The sequence below is a fragment of the Flavonifractor sp. DFI.6.63 genome (genome assembly GCF_024462255.1).
Taxonomy (GTDB): Bacteria; Bacillota; Clostridia; order Oscillospirales; family Oscillospiraceae; genus Lawsonibacter_A; species Lawsonibacter_A hominis.
Genome location: NZ_JANGBE010000019.1, coordinates 44,151 through 66,155, shown reverse-complemented (window position 1 = coordinate 66,155; position 22,005 = coordinate 44,151). Strand labels below are relative to the sequence as shown.

15 protein-coding genes are annotated in these 22,005 nt (G+C 52.6%); all 15 read right to left on the bottom strand.

Annotated elements, in window-relative coordinates:
- Nucleotides 1-280: 280 nt before the first annotated feature.
- The 15 genes from NE547_RS11105 to NE547_RS11035 all read right to left on the bottom strand — a co-directional run bounded on the left by NE547_RS11105 (nucleotide 281) and on the right by NE547_RS11035 (nucleotide 21,645).
- Nucleotides 281-2,206, bottom strand: a complete 1,926-nt coding sequence (locus tag NE547_RS11105) for a DUF3732 domain-containing protein (RefSeq protein WP_256175955.1) — start codon at nucleotides 2,204-2,206, stop codon at nucleotides 281-283.
- Nucleotides 2,203-2,691, bottom strand: coding sequence for a three component ABC system middle component (locus NE547_RS11100; RefSeq protein ID WP_256175954.1), 489 nt, complete (start codon nucleotides 2,689-2,691; stop codon nucleotides 2,203-2,205). Before NE547_RS11100 ends, NE547_RS11105 begins: the two co-directional genes overlap by 4 nt.
- 14 nt (nucleotides 2,692-2,705) lie before the next feature.
- Nucleotides 2,706-3,887 carry an ABC-three component system protein gene (locus tag NE547_RS11095; protein ID WP_256175953.1) on the bottom strand — a complete coding sequence of 394 codons (1,182 nt, stop codon included), beginning with the start codon at nucleotides 3,885-3,887 and terminating at the stop codon, nucleotides 2,706-2,708.
- Nucleotides 3,888-4,177: 290 nt separating this feature from the next.
- On the bottom strand, nucleotides 4,178-5,704 hold the full coding sequence (locus NE547_RS11090; RefSeq protein WP_256175952.1) for a recombinase family protein: 1,527 nt from the start codon (nucleotides 5,702-5,704) through the stop codon (nucleotides 4,178-4,180).
- Complete coding sequence (locus NE547_RS11085; RefSeq protein WP_256175951.1) at nucleotides 5,689-7,347, bottom strand: recombinase family protein; 1,659 nt, start codon at nucleotides 7,345-7,347, stop codon at nucleotides 5,689-5,691. The genes NE547_RS11090 and NE547_RS11085 overlap by 16 nt, the downstream gene beginning before the upstream one ends.
- A 2-nt stretch (nucleotides 7,348-7,349) precedes the next feature.
- Nucleotides 7,350-8,984, bottom strand: coding sequence for a recombinase family protein (locus NE547_RS11080; RefSeq protein ID WP_256175950.1), 1,635 nt, complete (start codon nucleotides 8,982-8,984; stop codon nucleotides 7,350-7,352).
- Nucleotides 8,985-9,106: 122 nt separating this feature from the next.
- Nucleotides 9,107-9,328: a DUF6870 family protein gene (locus NE547_RS11075; RefSeq protein ID WP_118625776.1), complete on the bottom strand. Its 222-nt coding sequence runs from the start codon at nucleotides 9,326-9,328 to the stop codon at nucleotides 9,107-9,109.
- A gap of 580 nt (nucleotides 9,329-9,908) precedes the next feature.
- On the bottom strand, nucleotides 9,909-10,385 hold the full coding sequence (locus NE547_RS11070) for a sigma-70 family RNA polymerase sigma factor (protein WP_256175949.1): 477 nt from the start codon (nucleotides 10,383-10,385) through the stop codon (nucleotides 9,909-9,911).
- A gap of 409 nt (nucleotides 10,386-10,794) precedes the next feature.
- Nucleotides 10,795-11,640 carry a class B sortase gene (locus NE547_RS11065; protein WP_256175948.1) on the bottom strand — a complete coding sequence of 282 codons (846 nt, stop codon included), beginning with the start codon at nucleotides 11,638-11,640 and terminating at the stop codon, nucleotides 10,795-10,797.
- Between the two features lie 193 nt (nucleotides 11,641-11,833).
- Nucleotides 11,834-17,461 (bottom strand): S-layer homology domain-containing protein, encoded by a 5,628-nt coding sequence (locus NE547_RS11060; RefSeq protein WP_256175947.1) that lies wholly within the window; start codon nucleotides 17,459-17,461, stop codon nucleotides 11,834-11,836.
- Nucleotides 17,462-17,493: 32 nt separating this feature from the next.
- Nucleotides 17,494-17,724: a hypothetical protein gene (locus NE547_RS11055; RefSeq protein ID WP_256175946.1), complete on the bottom strand. Its 231-nt coding sequence runs from the start codon at nucleotides 17,722-17,724 to the stop codon at nucleotides 17,494-17,496.
- Nucleotides 17,725-17,796: 72 nt separating this feature from the next.
- Entirely contained in the window at nucleotides 17,797-18,183 is a 387-nt protein-coding gene (locus tag NE547_RS11050) for a hypothetical protein (protein WP_256175945.1), read from the bottom strand.
- Between the two features lie 176 nt (nucleotides 18,184-18,359).
- Nucleotides 18,360-18,983, bottom strand: coding sequence for a response regulator transcription factor (locus NE547_RS11045; protein WP_256175944.1), 624 nt, complete (start codon nucleotides 18,981-18,983; stop codon nucleotides 18,360-18,362).
- Nucleotides 18,980-19,981 carry a hypothetical protein gene (locus tag NE547_RS11040; protein WP_256175943.1) on the bottom strand — a complete coding sequence of 334 codons (1,002 nt, stop codon included), beginning with the start codon at nucleotides 19,979-19,981 and terminating at the stop codon, nucleotides 18,980-18,982. Before NE547_RS11040 ends, NE547_RS11045 begins: the two co-directional genes overlap by 4 nt.
- Complete coding sequence (locus NE547_RS11035; protein ID WP_256175942.1) at nucleotides 19,978-21,645, bottom strand: hypothetical protein; 1,668 nt, start codon at nucleotides 21,643-21,645, stop codon at nucleotides 19,978-19,980. Before NE547_RS11035 ends, NE547_RS11040 begins: the two co-directional genes overlap by 4 nt.
- Between the last annotated feature and the right edge of the window lie 360 nt (nucleotides 21,646-22,005).

Genomic DNA, 22,005 nt, shown 5'->3' with positions numbered 1-22,005 from the left:
TAGCTGTACAATCTTTTCGGACATGGTTTGCTGTCTCCTTTCGAATGGTGGTGTCGCAACTTCATTCTACCAGACATCTGCAAACCATGTCTCTTTGTCTTTTTGCGAAACTTATTCTACCTGACCGCGAAACTTATTCTACCTGACCCCCACGGCATGCCCAAGATCACCCTCCACGGTCTGCGCCACCCGTATGTCAAGCACACGACAAAAAATAAATCTCTGCAAAAGCAGAAATCCCAAGCTATCAATAGATTCTGATAGTCTGGGATTTCTGTTTTTACTCTGACTTATACCAATCAATCGGTACTAGATTTTTATCGTCTGGCCACCAATTTTCACGAATAAACTCCCTGAAAGAATCCTTTTTCAGGTCTGCATGATCCACAATGATGACCTGCAACTGTCCTTGAAGTTCAGTTGTCCGGTCAATAACAAACTGATATATTTTGTTGACTTCATTCCAATCGGTTTTCTTCTCGTCAAACTCAGATGGAAAGTAGACCTGAGAGGGCTGATCGAGGAACATGAATCTTGGGACCGGACGCTTTGCACCGATAAAATAGTGCTGCAATGCAAAATAGGCAATAAGGTGAACCCCTACCCAGTTAGACCCGCTTCCCAACTGCTTAAGAGGAACGGGACGTTCAGGTTTATCTACAATAACGGTAACCTTATTCAAATCAAGTCTGTAAGGATTATCGCAGTGCTCAAGTTGCAATTCCTTTGCCCATTTTGTCATATCTTCCTGTATTCTAGAAAGTGCGGATTGTTTGCGTTCATCCACAGAGTCTGTATCAAGAATCGAGTCAATCTCTTGTACGCGTTTTTCTATTTCTCGGATAACTTGTTCCTGCTGTTCAGATTCCGTATCATTCTGTACGCTTTCGACCCAGAGACTTATTCGGCCAACGACTTTACCTTTTCTGGCGTTTATATCTCTCAGCCGTGCTCTTTCGTCCTCCTGTTGGTAGATTCCATCAATCTCTGCTTCTAGTGCCCTGATTTCCTCTTGCTTTTTTTGCCGTTCCTGCTCTAAGGTTGAAATGAACGCCCGTAATTTCGGCTGTTCACGGGTAACATTTGCAATTGACTTGTCCAGATTAACAATAGAGGTACGTATCATTTCTACGCTAGGTAGAGGATTTTCAAGTGTTCCTGAGCAGAGAGGGCATTTCCCTGGATCAAAATCAATATGTTCAAAAAGGCCTATAGATTCAAGACGCACTTTCTGATGTTGAGCTTCACTTGAATACCCAGAAGCTTCTCCAACAAATTTACGAGCATTGTCGAGGCTTACTCCGATTTCATCGTATTCATTTCGAGCTTCTTGAAGTTTACTTTGTAAAAAAGTTAATCGATCCATTCCACTTCCGGAACTCACCATTTGGGGAGACCAGTTCAAAGTATCCTGAAGTAGCGAAAAAACCTCTTGATAATTTTGATAATCGACTTGTGTTGATGAATCGATTAGCCCAACCTGTCTGGCCTCTCCAATCAACTTTACCGCCCGCTCAAAACCGCCGCCCATTAAGTGGCGATTTTCCTCAAGTCGGCGACGTTCGATAGTTAACCTGCGTTTGAGCACAGCTCGCTCATTTTCTAATGCCAGTGCTTCTTCATTGATTGCACCTAAGAAGTATGGGATGGTATCCTTAATTGCTTGCGTCACAAAGTCATCGGATTGACGGTGAAACAAAAAATTCTTTGCGGCAATTTCGTCTTGACCCTGAAAACAATAATACAAGGCATGGCGAATATTTGCGGCAAGCGGCAATCTGCTTTGCCCTTCTGGCGGCGTGTTCAGGTTCTCTGAAATCCCAATTCGTTGGGTTAATGTTTTTTCAATCCCAGACGAATTTGTATTAGAGATAAAATCACACGATTCTGGAACCTCAATTTCTTCACCAATTTCGATATAGGAAGTGGAAGTTGTCTGTTGACCTTTGTCAGGATTTTTGCGCGCTACAAAAATCCGCTCATTATCGAACTGAAGAAGCAAGCCGTACCATGCTACATTATCGCGAACTATTCCATCTGCAATATTGCAGGAGTCCCCACCCATGCAATAGTCAATAATATCTCCTATTGCAGACTTTCCAGACTTTGATCGTCCGGTAATAATGTTTACTTTACCCAACGCGAAGGGCAGATGCCGCACTTTTCCATTGTATCCATAGAGCACAAGTTCTCGTATTTGCATCATGGTCTCACCCCCAACTCTATATATATGTTTTCAACTTTTCCAGCGGTTGCAAACCATCTGGCAATATGTTCACACTTCAAAAGGCACTCTGCTATTTCAGAATCAACATATTTGGTTTTACTCAAACTGCGCGAAGTCGGCGATACCTCCAATTCTGCATTTGGAGTTAGAACAAGTTTTCCTGTTTGAAGGAGTAGCTCAACAGCCTCGTTTGTAATTGGAATTAGTTCAGTTGTTCGTTGCGGAAAATCTATCAATAACTGAGGATGCTGTTGAACCCATAGGTGTAATTGCGTTCGGCTGTTTATATTCGCTCTTGTTTCCTTATGCAACACTAACGGGAGAACTAAGTAGACTAATGGAAACGGGAAAGCTCTTTTCGTCTTGATGCTATAGGCATTTATTGCTGAATATAGCATTCTTCCGCAAAAAGCAGGGTTAAGTAGGTGAGCGACTTCGCGTGTACGCTTATTCCAGCTATTCACAACTATATCGCCTCCTATGTATTAAGTAACTGTTTGAGACGGTCAAAAAAGTCAACATGCCAGCCAATCTTCAACTGATTTGCTAGGATATGATAGCTTCCACGCATTATGAAAGCCTCTTGGCATTTTGGCCGAATACGAATATCTCTTTTTTCTATATCAGAAAAGAGTTGGCGGCCTTCTTTTGCCTTTTCTCCTTCTGTAGCGTTGTTTGTTTCTGAAAGAGTCTCTTCCATTGCAGCAAATGCGTGTTCCCATTCGTCAATTAATCGTTGTTCATACTGCCCTAGCTCATTGACATAAAGAAGATCATTTCGCACCCAACTTGCTCTCTGCCTAAACGCTCGATAATAATCGCGCAAAGCAAGTTGCATACGATGATTACCAAGGCAAATGAGCTTCAATTGTTCGTGAAAAATCTTTTCGTTAGCACTGAAATTATCTTCTTGCAAATCGTCAATATCCAAAATATCTATGGGCAAATTATCGTCCGCATACTCCTGACTTACGGATACAATGAAAGATCGTACTTGGTTTTGATTCACGAAAACTGGCATATCACAGCATAGTGCATCAATTGCCTTTTTAAACCACCAGCCTTCAAGACGCTCGTATATCATCTTCTGGTGCTTTGGGATACAACTGTACCGAATGTGCTTTAGAATGTCCTTTTCAACATCAATTATATTGCTGGCACAGTCAATAATATATATTTGCCTAATTAACTGCTTGACCGTATCTTCACCGGCTTCCCTAAAAGCATCATAATACCTTTGATGAGCTTGATTCACTGAGCTAAAACACACAGTTTTTAGCTTTTCATACGCAGTATCCGGATTACGATTGCTATCCTTCTTAAGCAAAAAAGCGGCTGAGTCAATTGGAGCAGTAGCCGTGGTAATTATCAAGAAGTTCGTTCCATCTAATATATCTGGAGTTTCAGAGATAGCATCTAGCCATACTTTTATGGTTCTCCACATATCTGTGCTCGCATCTGCGAGGTTGCCTTGGTGCTGAATATGATGCTTTAGCTGGATAAGCTGTATCGGTATATCATCTTTGCTGAAAGCGACATCATCAAACTTCTCTATACTTATCTGGCAGTCAGAGTTGTCATTTTCTAACAACAAAGCCAACGCATAGCGCACCTGATACAAATATCCCAGCATCTGTTCGGAAGCCTGATGATTAGGCATCTATAACCGCCTCCTTATTTCATTGCTTGAGAGTGTTTTGCTGCATTTGGAAATGCTAAAACTGTGAATTTGAACGAAATCCGCCAGTTAAGGCTTGACAAATCTATACTTTTATTATAGCACAAAAAAATTAAAATGCGACATATTTTTGCAATTTTTACCTTGCCAACACGACTTTATCCCAATCCTCTGTGAAAAACTCGCGGAGCTTGTCAGCTTCATCGGGGAGGACAAAGCCGAAGCCCTGTCCGTCCACTCCACAATAGAAAGCGATTTTCATGTCTGCTACCTCAATCGAAAATGTCTTGGATTTTATATGCGATCTCAATGCGCTTGTCAGGGTACACCAGTACCCGGTCGATCAGCATCTCGGCCAGCTCGGTGGTCAGTGCGTCCGCATCAAAAATTGCCTTGGACGCTTCCTTTCGGCTGTCCTGCCGCGCCTGTTCGTCCTGCTTCTGCTTCGCCTGTGCCAATACTGCGGCATAGGCATTTTTCGTTTTCAAAAGCAGCTCGTCACACGCAGCCTTTTCCGCCTTGTAGGTGTTCAGGTCGATCTCGCCCATGAGATAGCGTTCATACAAGGCGCGCTTACCGTCTTGCAGTGCCTCGATCTGCTGCTCATATTCGGTGCGTTCCGGTACGGAAGCATCCACCCGGAGCGTACCGTCAGGGGCAAGCGGCGCGGCGGCTTCCATCTGTTTTTTCAGCGTCAGGAATACCGCCTGTTCCAGCTCTGCGGCGTTCAGGCGCATCTTGTGGCAGCGACTTTCTTCGTCTGCCTCGGAATGGCGGCAATAGTAATACGAGGTTTTCTGCATGGTGCGGGATAGTGCATGACCGCAGCAGCCGCAGAAGGCTTTACCCTTCAGCGGGTAGTCCCGCTTCTTCTTGTTGGGCTGGGAAAAGCGGAGCTGGCTGGCCTGCACGGTATCAAATACGGCTTTCTCTACGATGGCCGGATGATGGTCAGGGATGATGTACCATGATTCTCTGTCCTTCAGGCGGCTTCTGGTGCCGCCTACTTCGAGAACCGCCCGCTTGCCGATCACATACACGCCGGTGTAGCGTTCGTCCTCCAAAATGCGGAGAATGGTGGACGCACTCCAAATCCCGTGACAGCGGGAAATATCATGGGTATGATTGCCTCGCGCCGCTTTGTACTGGCCGGGGGTGGGAATGTTCCTGCGGAACAGCTCCCGCGTGATGGCGGTGGCGTTGACGCCCTCGGCGGCAAGCTGGAAGATGAGCTGCACAACGGCAGCGGCCTCCGGGTCAGGCTCCATTCTGCCATCGGCGCTTTTGCGGTAGCCGTAGGGACAAATCTTGCTCTGATACTCGCCGCGCTGCATCTTGGCGTACTTGGCGCTCTTGGTCTTGATGGACATATCGCGGCTGTAATACTCGCTGATGAGATACTTGAACGCCACGTCCATGCCGCCGGTGTCACCCTTGAATTTGCTGCTGTCAAAATCGTCGCTGATGGAAATGAAGCGGGTATGGAACAGCGGGAACACACGCTCGATGAAGTAGCCGGTTTCAATGCTGTTACGCCCGAAGCGGGAAAAATCCTTGACAATGATGCAGTCGATCTGATTGGCCCGCACCAGCTCAATGAGCTTCTGTACTTGCGGACGCTCAAAATTCGTGCCGCTGTACCCGTTGTCGATGAACTCCATGACCTCCGCGTTCAGGGCTTCGGGCATGGAAGCCGCGTACTCGTGGAGGACAAGGCTCTGATTTTCAATGCTCAGACTGTCGTACTTGTAGTCCTCAATGGAGAGGCGGATGTAGAGGGCGATCACATATTTCTGCATTGTTCCAGCACCTCCGCATAGGTTTCAAACTCGCTCTGAAAGCGATAGCGCACCGTGATCTGCTTATTGTGGGATACCTCAATGCGGTCGATCAGCCGCTCAATGAGCGCACCGGTCAGCGCACGGTCGGTCTTGATCTGTGCAGCATCCTGTTTCAGCGCCCGGTGCTGCTTGGTTTGGGCATCCATTGTCCGCAGACCGTCCTCCAACTGTTCCATTTCCACGGCAAGATCGGCAATGCGGCTTTCGTACTTTTCCTTGTAGTCGAAATATTCATCCTTGGTGAGAACGCCTTGAACAAGGTTTTCATACAGGCTCCGCACGATACCGCGAAGCCGCTGGATTTCCTGTTTGCGGCTGGTGATCTTCTCCCGCAGCTCAGCGCGGTCAGCGGCCTGCCGGGGCAGTTCTGCAAGGGAGAGGGTGTATTGCCCCAGCGCCGTATCAAGCGCGTCCTGAAGCATATCTGCCAACATATCCAGCAACGCATCCTCGCGGATGGTCACGCCGGGGCAGGCATCCTTGCTGATTCGGCTCTGGCTCAGACAATGGTAGAAGTACACATCGTCGGACTTCTTGCGGATGTTTCTCTGCCGGTGCAGGCTGCCGCCGCAATGGGCGCAGAACACCTTGCCTTTGAGAAGATTCGGCGTGAAGGCTTTGACCTCCCGCGCCTTGGCGCGGCTGGCGGTCTGATTGAGAATTTCCTGCACCGCCGCAAACTGTTCCCGGCTGATGATGGCCTCATGGGTGTCCCGCACCACCGTCCATTCCTCGGCATCGGCCTTGACCTGCCGGTGATCCACGGTTTTGGTCTGTCCTTGAACGAGATCTCCGGTGTAGACCTCGGAGCGGAGAATAACGCCGACCGTTCGGGTCTGCCACTTGCCGCTGCCAAGCAAATTTTCATGGGTGATCTTGCCCTGCATCTTCTTGTAGTGGCTGGGGGTGAGGATGCCAGCCTCGTTCAGCCGCACGGCGATGGTATTGAGGCCAGCGCCCTCGGAAGCCCAACGGAACATCCGCTGCACCACAACGGCGGCAACGGGGTCGATGATAAGCTGGTGGCAATCGTCCTCCGCTTTCAGATAACCGTAAGGAGTACGCGCACCGATGAACTTGCCGTCCTTCATGGCCTGCCGCTGCTGCGCCCTGATCTTGCGCCCAATGTCCAAAGCGTAGGCTTCGTTTATCATGTTCCTCAGCGGGATGATGATACCGGAATGGGCATCCTCTGGGGCGGCGGTATCGAAGTTTTCATTGACCGCAATGAAGCGGATGTTGCGGATGCGGAAATACTGTTCGATGTAGTAGCCGGTGTCGATGGTGTTTCGGCCCAAACGGGAGAGGTCTTTCACAATGACGCAGTTGACGTGACCGGCCTCAATATCCGAGAGCATCTGCTGAAAGCCCGGACGGTGGAAGTTTGTCCCGGTCGCGCCGTTGTCGATATAGGTATCGTACACGCTGATCTCCGGGTACTGCTCCAGATAGCGGGCAATAATCATCTGCTGGGTTTCGATAGATACGCTGTGCGTGTAGGTATCCTCCACCGAAAGGCGGACGTAGATCGCGGCGCGGCAAGCGGCATCGGCCTCCTGCACGGCCACCGCAGCCGTTTCTTTTCTGCTTTTTCTTGCCATGCTCAGCCCACCTTTCTCTGTTCGTAATCTTTCTGCTGCGCCGCCAACGTGAGAAGCTGCAACGCCTTTTTGTATTCGTCCTCATGGGTAAAGGTAATATCCAGTTCCTTTTTCCCACGGACGCGGATACTTTGCACCATGTGAATGAGCGCTCTGCGGTCTAAGGTTTCCAGCGTGGAGAACTGCGTAAACTGCGAAATCCAGCGGTTGCGTTCACTCCGGTTTTCCAGCACCTCCGTGAGCTTTTCCTTGAGAACGCGGACGCTTTCCCGAATGTCCTCGGCCTGCTTGGTGTACTTGGCTTTGTAGGAGGCGTATTCCTCTTTGGTAAGCATACCTCCCACAAGGCTCTCATAAAGCCGTGCCTTGAACTCCAGCACCTGTTCCAACCGGCGCTCGTTGTCGGTGATGTGGTCGCTGTATTCCTTGGCAAGTGCCTGATTGATGCTGGACTGGTCAATGCCGGTCAGCAGCGCCTCCAGAGAAGCAATATTGCCGATATAGGCTTTCAGGCTGTCCCGCACACAGTCGATCAGGCTGCTTTCTTTCAGCATGACCGGATGGGCGCAGCCCTTTTTCTTGCCGGTGGGACAATAATAGTAGTGGTACTCCTTGCCGTTTGCACGGTTGGTCTTGCGGGTCATGCGGCTTCCGCAGCACCCGCAGATCAGGATACCGGAGAAGAGGTACACCGTGTCCTCGTTGGGAGAAGTCCGGGTATCCAGCCCCTTGATGCGCTGCACCAGCTCAAAATCCTGACGGGCGATCAATGCTTCGTGGGCATCCGGGACACGCACCCACTCGGAGGCGGGGCGCTGCTCCATCTGCTTGATCTTGTAATGCGGCGTACCCTGTTTGCCCTGCACCAGCGTTCCGGTATAGGTTTCATCCTGCAAGATGCGGATGATGGTGGTAGCCGACCATTTGCAGTCAGCCTTGTCCGCATAGCCCTTTTTCGCGTAGGGCAGGCCGTTGTTCTTCTTGTATGCCAGCGGAGAGAGAATGCCCAGCTGGTTCAGCTCTGATGCGATCTTGGAGGCGCTTGCGCCCTCCAGCCGCATACGGAAGATGTCGCAGACAACGCGGGCGGCGTAGGGGTCAGGGACGAGCAAGTTCTTGTTGTCCTCGGCTTTCATGTAGCCGTACACCGGGAACGCGCCGACGAAATCGCCGTTGCGCCGCTTCACATCCAGCGAGGAACGGGTTTTGATGGAAATATCCCGGCAGTAGGCTTCATTCATAATGTTCTTGACCGATACGGTCAGATCATCGCCGCTGTCGTGGGCGGTGTCGATGCTGTCGGTGATGGCGATGAAGCGCACCCCGTAGGCCGGGAATACCCGGCGCAGATACCGGCCGGTTTCAATGTACTCGCGCCCTAAGCGGGAGAGGTCTTTTACGATGACGCAGTTGATGTTGCCATCGGTGACATCCTGCATCATTTTCTTGAATGCGGGACGGTCGAAGATGATGCCGCTGTATCCATCGTCGATCTTTTCGGAAATGACCTCAATATCCGGGTTGTGCTCCACAAAGTTTTCAATGAGCTTGCGCTGATTGGAAACGCTGTCGCTTTCGCTGGAATGATCGTCGGTGTAGGACAGGCGGATGTAAGCGGTAGCTTTGTATTTAGGCATGAAAAAGCACTCCTTTCTCCCGGACTGCTCCCGCATGAAAAGAGTGGTTATCTGGCTATTAGGTTTTCATCCTTTTCCACACCGATCATAGCACTCTCTGCGGGAAAAAGCGAGGATGCCGCTCAGCGCAAAATGCCTTGCAGACATTCCTCTAACGTAACACCGTTCCCGGCAAAGCAGGCGTTTACCACGAAATCGCCGCAGCGGAAGCGGTAGGGATTTTTGATCTGGCGGATAAAGGCGGCGATGCGTTCTTCCTTGGGAAGATTTTTGTCAACAGATACTTCCCGGATGTCCACCAGTTCATCCGTGTGGATTTGGGTTTCGTTTGGCGTCGGCTGCATCATGGCAATCTCCTTTCTCGGTTTGGTGGTTTTCCTCAAGGTCACATGAATGCGCTGACGGGAAAGCCCGTCAGCGCATGGTATCTGACATTGAGAGGCGGCTGCGCGGGCAGAATTGGAGCCACATAACATAATGGTGAATACCGGCGCAGCCGCTCTGCTTGTCTATTTGAGAAGATCCATCCTATTTGCCACGCACCCCGGATAGAGGGCATGATGCAGGCCGCCCTTGGCAGGGCTGTCATAACTCCACGATACCGCTGCCTCAAAGGGCTGGCGCATACCGCAGGGTTCCCCCTCAAGTCTGTGGGAGGGCGTGAGCAAGTTTCATTATCCGCCGCGCTGTCATCGCGCCCGATTTGCCGAATCGGGTCTAAGGCTGCGTAGATCGCTCGGATGGCTTTTCCGGAAGCACCTCCTTGAAGCCATCGTTTTGGCGGCGCGCCTTATGCCGCTATCACGCGGGTTTTGTGCCTGCATCATGGTCTATTCAGTTTTCAACGTTCAACGAAAGGCTTCGTGGAGAATGTCCCTTCACCTATCATCTTTTTTAGGGCATTTTTGCACCCTGTTTTTGAGCTTACGGGGAAAATTTTTTGATTTTCTTCATTGCGGAGCCGATGCTTTTGGAAATGTTCTGGTGTCTGATGCCCTCAATCCGCCCAATTTCATCAACGGTCATTCCGCCAACGTAGTACATCCAAAGTCTGCGGAACTGTGTTTCCGTCAGCTTGTCCCTGATCTGAGAAACCATCGCGGAAGCCACTCTGCGTCGCTCGGATTTCTCGTGCTGGCGCTCCATAACCACATCAATGGCAGGAATGGAAAGTGCGGCTTCGGACAGGTCATCAATGGACGTATTGTGTTTCCCCTCTACCACATCCTGATTGTCCTCAGTGTGGTAGTTTCCATCCGACCAAGATTTCCATTTCAGAAATTCTTCCTCGCTGGCAAAGTCCTCGCGAGTCAGGCGGATGATGACTTCATTGGCATCCATATAAACGATGGCATCGGGGTCTTTCTTATTCAGCGCATAGATGCTTTTTCTATTAAACATTTTGTTCCTCCGTTCAGATCCGAGTGGGTAAAAAGGTCTGAACGAAGGGCGGCGGGGAGCGGCAGCCCACGGCGAAAAAGTGCCGGGAACGACAAAAAGCGCCCACACAGGCATAAAAGCCTGTATGGGCGCTTCGGTGCGGTTCAGTATGGTAGTTGTCGGTAGCTGCCGAAGGGCATAGGTATCCTACTGTGTCTGGGTATCGTCCGGCTATGCTCCCGGCGCGGCTCGTCGCCGCAGCATTAGCGGCACCTCCTGTGCTCTCCTGTCATACGCATAGGTCCCTTTCATCTGAAAAATGTTGGGACAGCAAAAACAACGGCCGCCCCGTACAGAGCAGCCGCCGTTTTCCCTATGCCATACGCTGCTTTTCAGTACCGCAAGGATGGGTATTTCATCATATCTTGTTTCAGGGCATTTCTGGCTTCTTCACCGGCTTGACGGTAAATGCCTGTTCCGTGGCACCCTCCGGCAGCAGCTTTGCCATGACCACAAGCCGCTGATTACCGCTGTTGGCCTTGTCATACTTCCGGCAGCAGGTGGAGAGGGTCAGGAAGGTATCCCCCTCGGAGAAGGTCACACCGTCAATATCCAGCCAGTTTTTCTTCTCCACGGTCTGGAAGAACTCGGTGAGCTTGCTTCCCATGGGATTGGGATTGATATAGTCGAACTCAATATCCGTAATGAACAGGGTGGTGATCTGGAAAATCAGGTCGTCCCCGTCCACGGAGAGGTAGATGTAGGGGTTCTCCTTCACGAAGTCCGCGTCCATATAGCGGTGCAGCTTGGTAAACCGCACACCGTCCGGGTCGCAGTCATTGGAGGAGTGGCCATAGATAACGGTGTTGGTATCCAGAGCCTCCCGGCTACTCAAGTGATCCCGGCAGTCGGCGTAGTAGCAGCCCCATGTGCTGTACTCCCGCAGCTCGTCACGGTTCAGGTAATAACCGTTGTCCTCCGCCTGCATCACGGGGTCGTCCACCTCCGCGCCGGGGATATACAACCACGCCACGGCGTCGGGATTCTTGCTTTTGGCATCGGCAAGCTCCGCCTGCCGGTTGACGGTGGGGATTGCCTTGCCTGCGGGGGTAGAGGTGGGATCCGTCTGTTGTTCGGAGGTGCCGGAGGGTGTTTTGCCGGGAATGTCAACGGTGTCAGGGTCTTTCTGATAGCAGCCCATGACCGCAGTGGTCATGGCAAAGAGGATAACTGCCATACAGAGCATGAAACGGATGCTTTTTCTGATTCTTTTCATAATGCTGTCTCCTGCCGCGCTGGAATAGCGGCACGGCTCAAAGTGTTGTGTGTTCGGGTAATTTGTTTCGTATGGCGAAAAAGGGACAGCGCAGCTTCGGGGCGAATGCCCGTCCGCTGCGCTGTCCGATGTTCGCTTATGGGTTTTTGCCAGCGGCTTTGCTATTCAGCCATGTGGGTCATTGGGTTTTCCTTTACTCCGCCAGTGCGCGCCAGATAAAGGTGACAATCTGTGCGCGGGTGCAGTTGTCATCGGGGCTGAACGTGGTGGCGGTGGTGCCCTTGGTGACGTCCTCCTTGACGGCCCACAGCACCGCGTCAGCGTAGTAGGCGTCAGACTTCACGTCGGTAAAGGGATTGACCGTACCGGCTGCCGGGGATTTCTCGGAGCGCCACAGGAAGGTGACGATCTGAGCGCGGGAGCAATTCTGATCCGGGCTGAATGTGGTCGCGCTGGTGCCCTTGGTGATGCCGTTCTCCACGGCCCACAGCACCGCGTCATAGTAGTAGCTGCCAGCCTTCACATCGGCAAAGGGCATGGCGCTGGACTTTGCGGCGGGGCTGCCGGCTGCGCGCCACAGGAAGGTCACAGCCTGCGCGCGGGTGCAGATGCCGTCCGGGGTGAAGTGGGTCGCATCGGTTCCGGTGGTGATGCCCTTGTCAACCGCCCAGTTGACAGCTTCCTCATAGTAGCTGCCCTCCGGCACATCCACGAACACGCCGGTCTGGGGGTTGCCGTTGGCTTTCATAAAGACGACCTCGATGGTGTGGGATTTCTTAACATTCTCGAAGGTGTAGGACTTCACCGCGCCCACGTTCTTGCTGTCGATCAGCACCTTGGCGACGGCGTAGCCCTTATCCGGGGTGATGGTGAAGGTCTGATCCCTGCCCTCGCGGACGCTGACGTTGCCGGTGGGAGAGATGGAGCCGTTCACGCCTGCGGTGGCCTTGATGGTGTAGTAGGTGTAACCACCACCGCCGCTGCTGCCGTTATAGGTCCAGTTAGCCTTGACGATCACATCCTTATCCGGCATGACGAAGCTGGCGTTCTTGCTGCTGGCACTGAGGATAGTCACATCGTCGGAGGTCCAGCCGTTGAAGGTGTAGCCGGACTTGGTTCCTGCGTAGATATTGACCGTGGTTCCTGCGGCATGGCTGCCAGCTCCGGTTGCGTTGGTGCCCGCGCCGGTCAGGGTGACGTTGTGATACTTTGCAGTTTCCGCGTCGGCGATCTTGATGGTAAGCTCCTTCGTGTCAGAGCCGCCGCCGTTGGTGGCCTTGACAGTGAACTTGAACTCGCCAGCCTTGGAGGGCGTACCCTTGATGGTGTCGCCCACCAGCGTCAGGCCGTCAGGCAGAGCGCCGGTCTCGATGCTCCAAGTGATGGGGTTGGTGCCGGTGGCAGCCAAGGTCTGGTTGTACGCCTCACCCACCTTGCCGTCCGGCAGGGTCGTGGTGGTGATGGAATTGGTGTCGAGTGCCTTTTCGGGAATATAGGAGGCCATGATGACCACGTTGCTCTCCGGCATGGTGAAGGTGTTGTCGCTGTTGATGGTCACGCTGCCGCTGACCACGACCCACTCCTTGAACTTCATGCCATCAGCGGGTTTGTCAGCAGTCAGGGTGACGGTAGTTCCCTTGGTGGCGGAGGCGGGAGTGGCGCTGCCGTCGATGACGGTGACGGTGTAAGTTTTTTCGGAACGGTCATAGCCGCAGGTATCGCAGATATTATCACCGCCGAAGTCGTGGGCCTCCGCAGCCGCCTTGGGCTTGCCGCAGTTCTGGCAGAACGCCCGGTGGGTATCAGCGGTGATCTCCCACACATTAGCGCCGCTGTGGTTGTCGGGGGCCAGTTCTCCGTATGCCTCACCGCAGTCCTCGCAGATCGCCTGATGGGTGCAGGTGGCGGTGCCGCCGGAATGGTCCTCCCAAATCTCAGCAATACAGATTCCTTCAGAGTATCCCGTTTGTTCGGCCTCCGTGGGCATGGTGAAGCTGACGGAGCCGTCTGCGTTCTCAGTCAGACCGACAACGTAATAGCCCGCGCCGTTCCAGGATTCCCAGCCGGCAAAGTGCTTACCTTTCAGCAGATTCAGAGTACCGGTCAGGCCGTTTTCGCGACAGATGTCCAGATCAGTAGGAGTCAGGGTAACGTTGGTGCCCTCCGGCACGCCGCCGATGGGGCTTTCATTTTTCAGTTCTCCGTCAATGGAGTAGCCGCCAGAGAAATGAATATACGTTACAGATGCAGGAGATGCCTTGCACTCAAGGGTCGCAATATATTTGCGAACGCCGTTGGGGCGGATGCTGGCTTTGCTGTAGGAGATGCTGCAGCCAGCGCTTGCGGACAGAACATAGCCATCCTTGATGGAGAAGGGAACTTCAAACTTGTACTTGTCGTCGGCGTTGGCTTCCAAGGTGCCGGTCACTTCCGTCCAGGTGGCTCCGTCGTTGGTGCTGTAATACCAGACTCCGTTTGCGCTGTTCACCTCAATGCCAGCGGTCTCCGACTTGGCACCGGCAGCGGAAAGCGCAACGCCAACTTTGGGAAGGGTGACCTCGGTGATCTTAACAGTGGAAATCACCTTATCCCAGTGGGCGTAAAGGGTGGTGTTCGCCTCAAACTCGGCGTCCTGAGACTTTTGAATACCGCCGTTTGCTTTGGTATACCAGCCGATGAACTGATAGCCCTCCTTAGTGGGGTTGGTGGGCCAGCTGGTGACCTTGTTGGTGGTGGTATCGACCGTTTTCTTGGCGATGGTATTCTCACCATCCATGAAGGTGACAGCCTTGCTGTATACGGCCTCCATCTTCAGGTTCGCACCGGGCATGACGTACTGGAGGGCGAACTGGGTCGCGCCATCCACAACAGTCGGTTCTCCGTCGCCCACGGTCACCACCCACTTGGAGAGTACGCCGCCGTCTCCATACGTGTCGCTGGGGGAGACAAAGGTGAGCTTCGTGCCAGCGGTGGCCGTGGTCTTATCGTTCAACACGCGGCAGTTGACACAAGTGATGTTATACGCGGTCGTCTCCGCCTCATTGGGGACGGTGAAGGGGACTACATAAGACCGTTTGCCGTCCACGGTGGCCGAGGTGTAAACAGCAGTGTTGCCGTCCACGGTGGCGGTTGCGTTGGTGCTGATGAGGTTGCCGTCCACGGGGACGATCATCACCTCGGCGAAGTAGGTTTCCCCGGCCTCAAACGTGTTGCTTGTGGTCATCACGGAATAGCCCTGTCTGTCGCCCAGCGTGGTCTTGCGCAGCCAGCCCGTAAAGGTGGCGGTGTAGCCGGGATCAGTGACGGTCAGAGGCACATTCACTACCCCTTCACCCTTCGTCCCGGCCTCAGGCAGAGTCGGCAGGCCCGTGGCGCTGAGGGAGGTGATCAGGCTCTTGTTGCAGGTCAGCGCCACGCGGTAGTTACCTGCGCCGGTGATTCCGTCCCGATAAAAGGCTTTGTCGGTGGATACGCCGTTGATGGTCACGGTGCAGCCATTACGAATAACATAACCGCTATCCTTGGTGGGCTTCACACGAACGTCTACGATGTAGGTCTGTCCGGCCTCAAATGTGTCACTGGAAGTCATTTTGGTCCCGGGATTATCCACGGTGCCGCCGTTGTACCAGGTGATCTTATCCACGGTGTAGGTACTGCCGCCCACCGTGAAAGATGTAGTATTGGGCGCCTGACCGCTCATGGGGTCGGTGACCGTGACGGTGGCCGCGTCGATGAACTGCGTGAAGCTCATCTTCACGTTCGTGCCCTCCAGGATGCTGACAGGCTGAGTACGATCTGACTGCTCCACCCACTCACTTCCGGACATGGTATAAACTCTTGAACCGACAAAATAAGCACTTCCGCTAATGGTCAGTGTATTCGGAACAACCACGATGCCCGCTTCAAGAATCTCGCCCTCGCGGAGATTGACTTGTCCGATGGTGTTGAGATAGAGCGCGCTTTCGCACTGCTTATCTTCTTCTCTCGTGGTGGAAATATAGCCGCCGTTGACGATGAGATTGGCGTGGCCGGTGATGCTCACAGCGCTGGTAAAAATCTTATCCGCATCCGTGGTCAGGGCATCCTCACCGTAGAGGATTCCGCCGTTGATGATCACAGTGCTGTTGCTTTTGGCGTAAATCGCTCTGCCATGGGTGTTGCCCACCTCTGCAAAGCCTCTCAGACGCACACCGTCCTCTACCGTAAGCTTGGCGCTATCTCCCTCCAGATTCACCACCGCGCTTTCCACGTGGAAATAATGAGGACAATAAGCCAGAGTGCCGTTGCCGGTGATCGTCAGCCCATTATTAACAGACAGGTTGATCAGGCTGTTGCAGGTGGGCGGTCCTTCAAATTTCGTGTTGCCCTCCAGAATCAGGACCTTGTTTCGGCCGTCGCACAGCACGGCGTCCCGGAGCACGCCATCTTCGGTGACGGGGATCGTGTCTTTCTTGTAGAAGCCGGGGGTGCTATCGCCCACCAGCTTCACATACTGAATGCTGGGGTTCTCCATGGCGGCTTTGAAACCGGCAAAAGTAGAGCAGACCGCCGGGTCGTTATAGGTGCCGGTGCCGCTGTACATCTTCGACGAACAGATAAAGCCCACGCGGTAGTAAACCGCGCCGGTGCTACCCTGAGAGCCGCAGAAAACAGCATCCAAGCCGTTGATGGTCACACTTCTGTCGGAACGAATGAGGTATCCCTCTTTCGGCGTGAAGATTACTTCAACAACATAGGGATTTCCGGCAATAAATGTGTCGCTGGCGCTCATGGTATTCGAAATATTGGGGTTATTAGCTGTTCCGCCGTTATACCATTTATTGACTGTCACCGTATAGCTGTCATCTCCGGCGGTCGCGGAAAACACCGGAGAAGCGCCGTCCGCAGGCTTGGTAACCGTCGCGGAGAGGTTTCTGATGCTGGCGATATTCGAAACCTCGACGTTCTGACCTCTCAGGGCTTCAGTGCTTTCGGACGCTGCGATCACACTGCCGTTGACACTGATCTCTTTTGCTTCATTGAAGTAACCGCAGGTCTCAATGGTTTTCCCGGTTGCACGAATGTCAATGCCCTGACTGAATGTTCCCGCTTTGATGCGGATATTCCCTGTTGCGGTCTTAAGAATGGCTAAGCCATGCGCTTCCTTGCTTCCAGTAGCATCGTAGAATGAAGCGGAAAAATTGCCGCCGTTGATCGTTACTTTTGCAGAATAATCAATTATGACTGCATCGGTATCGGTATAGTCGTTATTGAGCGCACTATAACCAATAAAACTGCCGCCATTAATCACAGTAGTTCCGGCGTGGGCAGCAATTGCACGGCCATGGGCTGTACCATTAGCGCCGCCCTCAAGCGTCACATTGCCGTCAATGGTAAGTAAATTATCTGAAGACATATTGATAACCGCACCCATGCCGCCGGTATTTCCATGCTCATATTTCAGCGTACCGGTGCCGTTAATGGTCAATTCGCTTTTCGGCCAGATCAGGCAGTCATTGTTGCCGTTTAAGGGAGACCAAAACTTATTCTCACCCTCAATGGTCAGTACCTTGTATGTTGTATTGCTGATTGCGGCGCCGAGAGTTTCCCGTGACGGCATAGCGCCGCTGGCACCGGTCAGCTTGACACAAATGATTTCTGTGTTTTCCATGGCCGCTTTGAACTCGGCAAATGTGTCGCAGACAACGGGATCCTCCACCGTACCTGTGCCGGTGGTACCTTCGATATCGCCCGCGGTGTACGCAAACGCCGTAGTCGGCATCAGTCCCAAAACCATGACCAGACAGAGCAAGAGACTCAGCAGTCTTTTGGATGATTTCATTTTTTGACTCATAATAGGTTCACCTCGTTTTCTTATTTTTTCGCCTTTTTGATTGGCGGAATGACCGGCGGCTCGTTTCCGCATCTTGGGAAATCGTCCACTCTGGGCGGTAGTTTGATTTTCGGCGGCTCATTTCCGCAACCGTGATTAGGATCAAAGGCCGCTGTGCCGTTCAGCCTGTCTTTCTGTTTGATTTCCACTGACGAGACTGCGGCTTCTTTTTTCAGCTTCTCTTTTTTCCCGATTTCAGGTTTTTCTGCCATACTCTTTTCCTCCTCTCCGTCAGATAATGTTCGGTGCGATTTCCTGTTTGAGAATGGGGAATCATTCGGTTTTTACAGTGTATCCATCAGCGCCACAAGGTAGCTGGCACTGATAGAGCCGTAAATGAACTGGTCGATCCTCCCGGCTTTTTTCGCCCGTCGCACCTCCTCGGCTACTTTTTTCTCCGAGTTTTCGTCCACGACAAGAACGATCTTGCAGTCGGGATTGACCTTCTTCACGGCGTCGCGGATCTTCAGCCGTTCCTCCAGCACATAGGGCGGATAACCGTTGACCTCCATCAGCACGGCATACGGATCGCACGTCACGCCGTACTCCAGCGCTTCTTCCGAAGTGGTTGTCGGGACCACATAAAACTCACCCTGCTCATCAGCCCGTAATGTATTTGCCACAGCATCCGCAAAAATGCGATCCTTCATGTTCAGGATTACTCTACGCACATGTCATCACCTTCTTTCTGGTCTAACTCGATGGCACTTTTCATACTCCCAAATATAATTATAAGGATTTTTCAGAAAAGCACCCTATCAGAAATGATAGTTTTTCGGAGAAAATGAAAAAATCCGCACCCGATTTTTGAAATCCGGGTGCGGATCGTGGGAAGAACATTATTCTGTTACAGACCGGGGACAACAAAATCCTTATTGATTAAATCTGAAATCAACTGGACGCGGTTATCATAGCCCGTCTTTTGCAAAAGCTGCGTCACATGATAGCGCACGGCAGGCAGGCTCATGTGCAGCGTTTCGGCAACGGCGGCGTCGGTGCTGCCATTTGCCACCAGACGCAGCACCTCCAGCTCCCTTTCGGATATTTCGGTGGAGGGCATATTGCCGAAATGCACCAGCGGCGTTTTGTCGGGGTAAATATGCTCCCCGTTCATGGTGCGATCCATCACATCCAAAAGCTCGTCGCCCTCGATTTCCTTATACCAAAAGCTGTCTGCTTTTGCTGCTCTTGCCCGGTCGATCAGGTCAATGGTCGTCATGCCGGTGACGATAATGACCTTGATATTCGGGAAATGCCGCTTGATGGCGGCGGTGGCCTCGATGCCGTCCTCGTTATTCGCCGTGCAGACATCCATGAGGATTAAATCAATTTTGTTCTGCATACACAGTATTTCAGCCATGCCCGCGTTTTGGGTATGCGCCGCAAGCTGATAGCGGTCAGAGCTTTTTATATAGCCGGTCATGCAGTCCCGCGACATTTTTCTGTCCTCTACAAGCAATACATTGATCATACTGTATTCCCCCTTTCAGGCAGCGTGATGTTGAGCCGGAATACCGGCGCACTTTCCACCGCCATCGTTCCTCCGGCGCTTTCGATCCGGCGGCGCAGAGCGCCAAGCCCGCCGCCCTCGGTTACTTCTTGCTCCGGCTGCTTGCCGTTATTGGTGATAGACGCGCAAACATAGCCGTCTGCATCGGAAATATCCACCGTCATTTCGCTGCCCTCCGCGTGACGCACCGTATTGGTGGCGCACTCCCGGATGGCAACAGTCAGCAGATAGGCAAGATTGCCGCTTTGGGGCAGCTCGCCCCGCACGGTCAGCTTTACGCCGATACCGGCAATGACGCTTGCCAGCTCACCCAGCGCCGCGTCCGAAAGTCCTGCGCCGCTTTCGCCCGCCTCCTGTTCGGCAATGCCCAGCGTTTCGCTGACGCGGCTCCATGCTTTGCCCAGCTCCCGCATAGCCGCAAGATCGTCCTCCTGCTGCTTAAACAGCTTGCGCGACAGGGAGAGCAGTAGCCCCACTTCATCGTGAACATGGGTCTTTACGGCAAAGTTTTCTTCCTCCCGCACGATTTTATCCAGCTCCGTATAGAGCTTTTTGGCACGGGCATTGGCCTCGTTCAGCGCACGGTTTTTCTCTTGCAGCTCGGCTTCCTTTTCATAGAGCGCAGTTACCTCCGCAGCCTGCATCTGTGTATAGGCCGCCCCCTCCGCGTCAGTAATGGCGGTTTCTGAAAACTGCCATGCCGCGCCGTTTGGGAAACGATAGATCAACGCCTCGGCGTCGATGGGGATAATCTCTTTGCAGGGATTTTTGAGTGCGCCCCGCAATTCGGAAATGTGCTGCAAGTCCATTCCCATCAGCGCATGGCAAAGCCGGTGCATTTGCCGGTTGCAGAGAATGATCGTGCCGTTTTGGTCGGCAAAGCAGATGCCGGAGGGCAGATTGTCCAAGCCCTCTTTGATCGACGCTCTGCCTATTTTCTCTTTATGGAATACGCTCATAGCCGCGCACCTCCCTCCGGGATCGACAGCTCACAGTACCAAACGCCGTCCTCCTGCGTGACGGACGCATGGGAAAACTGCGCTGTAAGCCGCGCCATATCGGTATCGCATTGGAGGATCATGCTCAAACGGAACATGGCGGCCTCATGCCGGATAAACGCCGTAAAGCCGGTGAGCGTATCAAAGGCAACCTCAACGGCGGCTTCGTAAAAATCGTACAGCACACCGGCGGCGTAGGCGCTCATATCGTCCTCAAAATCAAATCGGACGGCACAGGTGATCCCGTTCATGCGCAGATTGGACACGGTTTCCTTTAGGCACAAATCCAGCTCCGCAGACGGAATGCTGCCCGTGCTGTCGGCAAGGATAATCAGATTGCTGCGCCGTTTCAGATAAGCGCCGATGACCGCAATTTTGCCCAGCAGCCTTTTAGCGTCGGCGCTTGACGGCGCTGCTTGCAGTTCACGGGAAAGCGCGGAGAGCAGCGCAAGGTGCGGCGCAGTCTTTTCCTGCACGGCGTTATAAAGGCGTTGCTGTTCCTCAAACTTTTTGCGGCGCTTCTTCTGCTTGTTTTCTTCGTCCAAAAGGGAATGGTAGTCCTCCAGCTCCGCCTGTATGCCGGAAAGCTCACTTAAGACGGAGAGCAGCTTTGACACATCCTCCCGCCAAAAGATATACCCGCTGTGAATCGGTGCGCAGGAAAGACGGGTACCGCCGTCCAGCATGACCGGCGCGACCTCGGCCTCATGCAGCACTTCGGCAGAAACCGGCTGCGCGGCGTCAGAGGACAGGCAGACCGCATAATCCTTGTCCGTGATCTGCGCGGCAAGCGTGGTAGCCTTGAACAATTCGGCATAACGGCTGTTGGATTGGATCAGCCCGCACCCGATACAGCTTTCAAAAATCAGCACGATCAAAACGCAATAAACCGACGTCATATCTCCGGCGAAGGGAGCAATCACCGAATGTGCCGTAATGTAGAGGAGCCCATATACGATCATCAGCGCAAACGGGATTACCGGAAGCCACAGGAATGTTCGGCTGCGCGGAATACGGCACTTATACAGGATCATGCCAAGCGCAAGGAGTGTGTTTATCACAAACCACGCAAACACGATCCAGTACATGCCCCCGTAGCTGTAATGGTCGTCTGTCCAGGGCGTATTCTCTGCAGGGAAGGAAAACACCGTCTGATGAAGGTCGTTTGTCAGAACGGTCAAGGTAAGAAGCACTGTCGGTATCCACAGCAGCCGCAAAGGAAGCGGAGTTCGGTATTGCTCCGGCTTTCCCAGCGACACGGTGGCAAACAGCGCAAGCACAGGGAGCATAAGCATCGGAATATAGTAGGCGTACCAAATATATCGGGTAACGTCGGGCAGGGCTTCTGCCGGAATGAGGTGGTGTTTCCATGTTCGCAGCAGAAACCAGAACACCATTACTCCCGAAATGCCGATCATATACCGGCGAATCTGCGTCTGTATGATCCTCCTGTCAATCAAAACGCCCCATGCGACAATCAGGAAAATGTAAATGCCCGAACGGACAAGCCCCAGCGCCTTTGGATAAAAGCCGTTGTTACCGAGCATGCGACAGGTAACGGCAAGTGCAATTAACACCGCAGCAATAATCGCTGCCTGTTTGCCTTGTTTATTCAGCTTTGTCATTTTGCCGCACCTCCCGCCATAATTTGTGCGCAGGCAGGCGAGCCGCTTCTGAGCACAGATATACAAAATAAATTGTACTACAAATTCATTCAGAAGTCCACAGACGAAATGTAAATCGCCTGCATCTTATTTCTGAACGGAACGTTCTGAAATGTAAGAAAATCCCCCCGAACAAAACATTTCTCCGAAAATCTGGCCAAAACGCCCCTTTCGGATTGTAGTATGGGTAGAGGGGAAAACGGGGGTACGAACGGGAGCAAGAAAGCGGCAAGCAATGCAAAGCGGTACCCACTTTGCGAAAACAAGCGGATTCCGTTTACACGGAACCCGTCTGTTTCATGCTTGTTGGGGCGCTGCCCC

Excerpts from the sequence above, each read along its gene's own strand:
- NE547_RS11075 (WP_118625776.1), bottom strand. The coding sequence starts at position 9,328 with ATGCAGCCGACGCCAAACGAAACCCAAATCCACACGGATGAACTGGTG.
- NE547_RS11060 (WP_256175947.1), bottom strand. The coding sequence starts at position 17,461 with ATGAAATCATCCAAAAGACTGCTGAGTCTCTTGCTCTGTCTGGTCATG.
- NE547_RS11055 (WP_256175946.1), bottom strand. The coding sequence starts at position 17,724 with ATGGCAGAAAAACCTGAAATCGGGAAAAAAGAGAAGCTGAAAAAAGAA.
- NE547_RS11065 (WP_256175948.1), bottom strand. The coding sequence starts at position 11,640 with ATGAAAAGAATCAGAAAAAGCATCCGTTTCATGCTCTGTATGGCAGTT.
- NE547_RS11105 (WP_256175955.1), bottom strand. The coding sequence starts at position 2,206 with ATGATGCAAATACGAGAACTTGTGCTCTATGGATACAATGGAAAAGTG.
- NE547_RS11085 (WP_256175951.1), bottom strand. The coding sequence starts at position 7,347 with ATGGCAAGAAAAAGCAGAAAAGAAACGGCTGCGGTGGCCGTGCAGGAG.
- NE547_RS11070 (WP_256175949.1), bottom strand. The coding sequence starts at position 10,385 with ATGTTTAATAGAAAAAGCATCTATGCGCTGAATAAGAAAGACCCCGAT.
- NE547_RS11095 (WP_256175953.1), bottom strand. The coding sequence starts at position 3,887 with ATGCCTAATCATCAGGCTTCCGAACAGATGCTGGGATATTTGTATCAG.
- NE547_RS11080 (WP_256175950.1), bottom strand. The coding sequence starts at position 8,984 with ATGCCTAAATACAAAGCTACCGCTTACATCCGCCTGTCCTACACCGAC.
- NE547_RS11045 (WP_256175944.1), bottom strand. The coding sequence starts at position 18,983 with ATGATCAATGTATTGCTTGTAGAGGACAGAAAAATGTCGCGGGACTGC.
- NE547_RS11040 (WP_256175943.1), bottom strand. The coding sequence starts at position 19,981 with ATGAGCGTATTCCATAAAGAGAAAATAGGCAGAGCGTCGATCAAAGAG.
- NE547_RS11090 (WP_256175952.1), bottom strand. The coding sequence starts at position 5,704 with ATGCAGAAATATGTGATCGCCCTCTACATCCGCCTCTCCATTGAGGAC.
- NE547_RS11035 (WP_256175942.1), bottom strand. The coding sequence starts at position 21,645 with ATGACAAAGCTGAATAAACAAGGCAAACAGGCAGCGATTATTGCTGCG.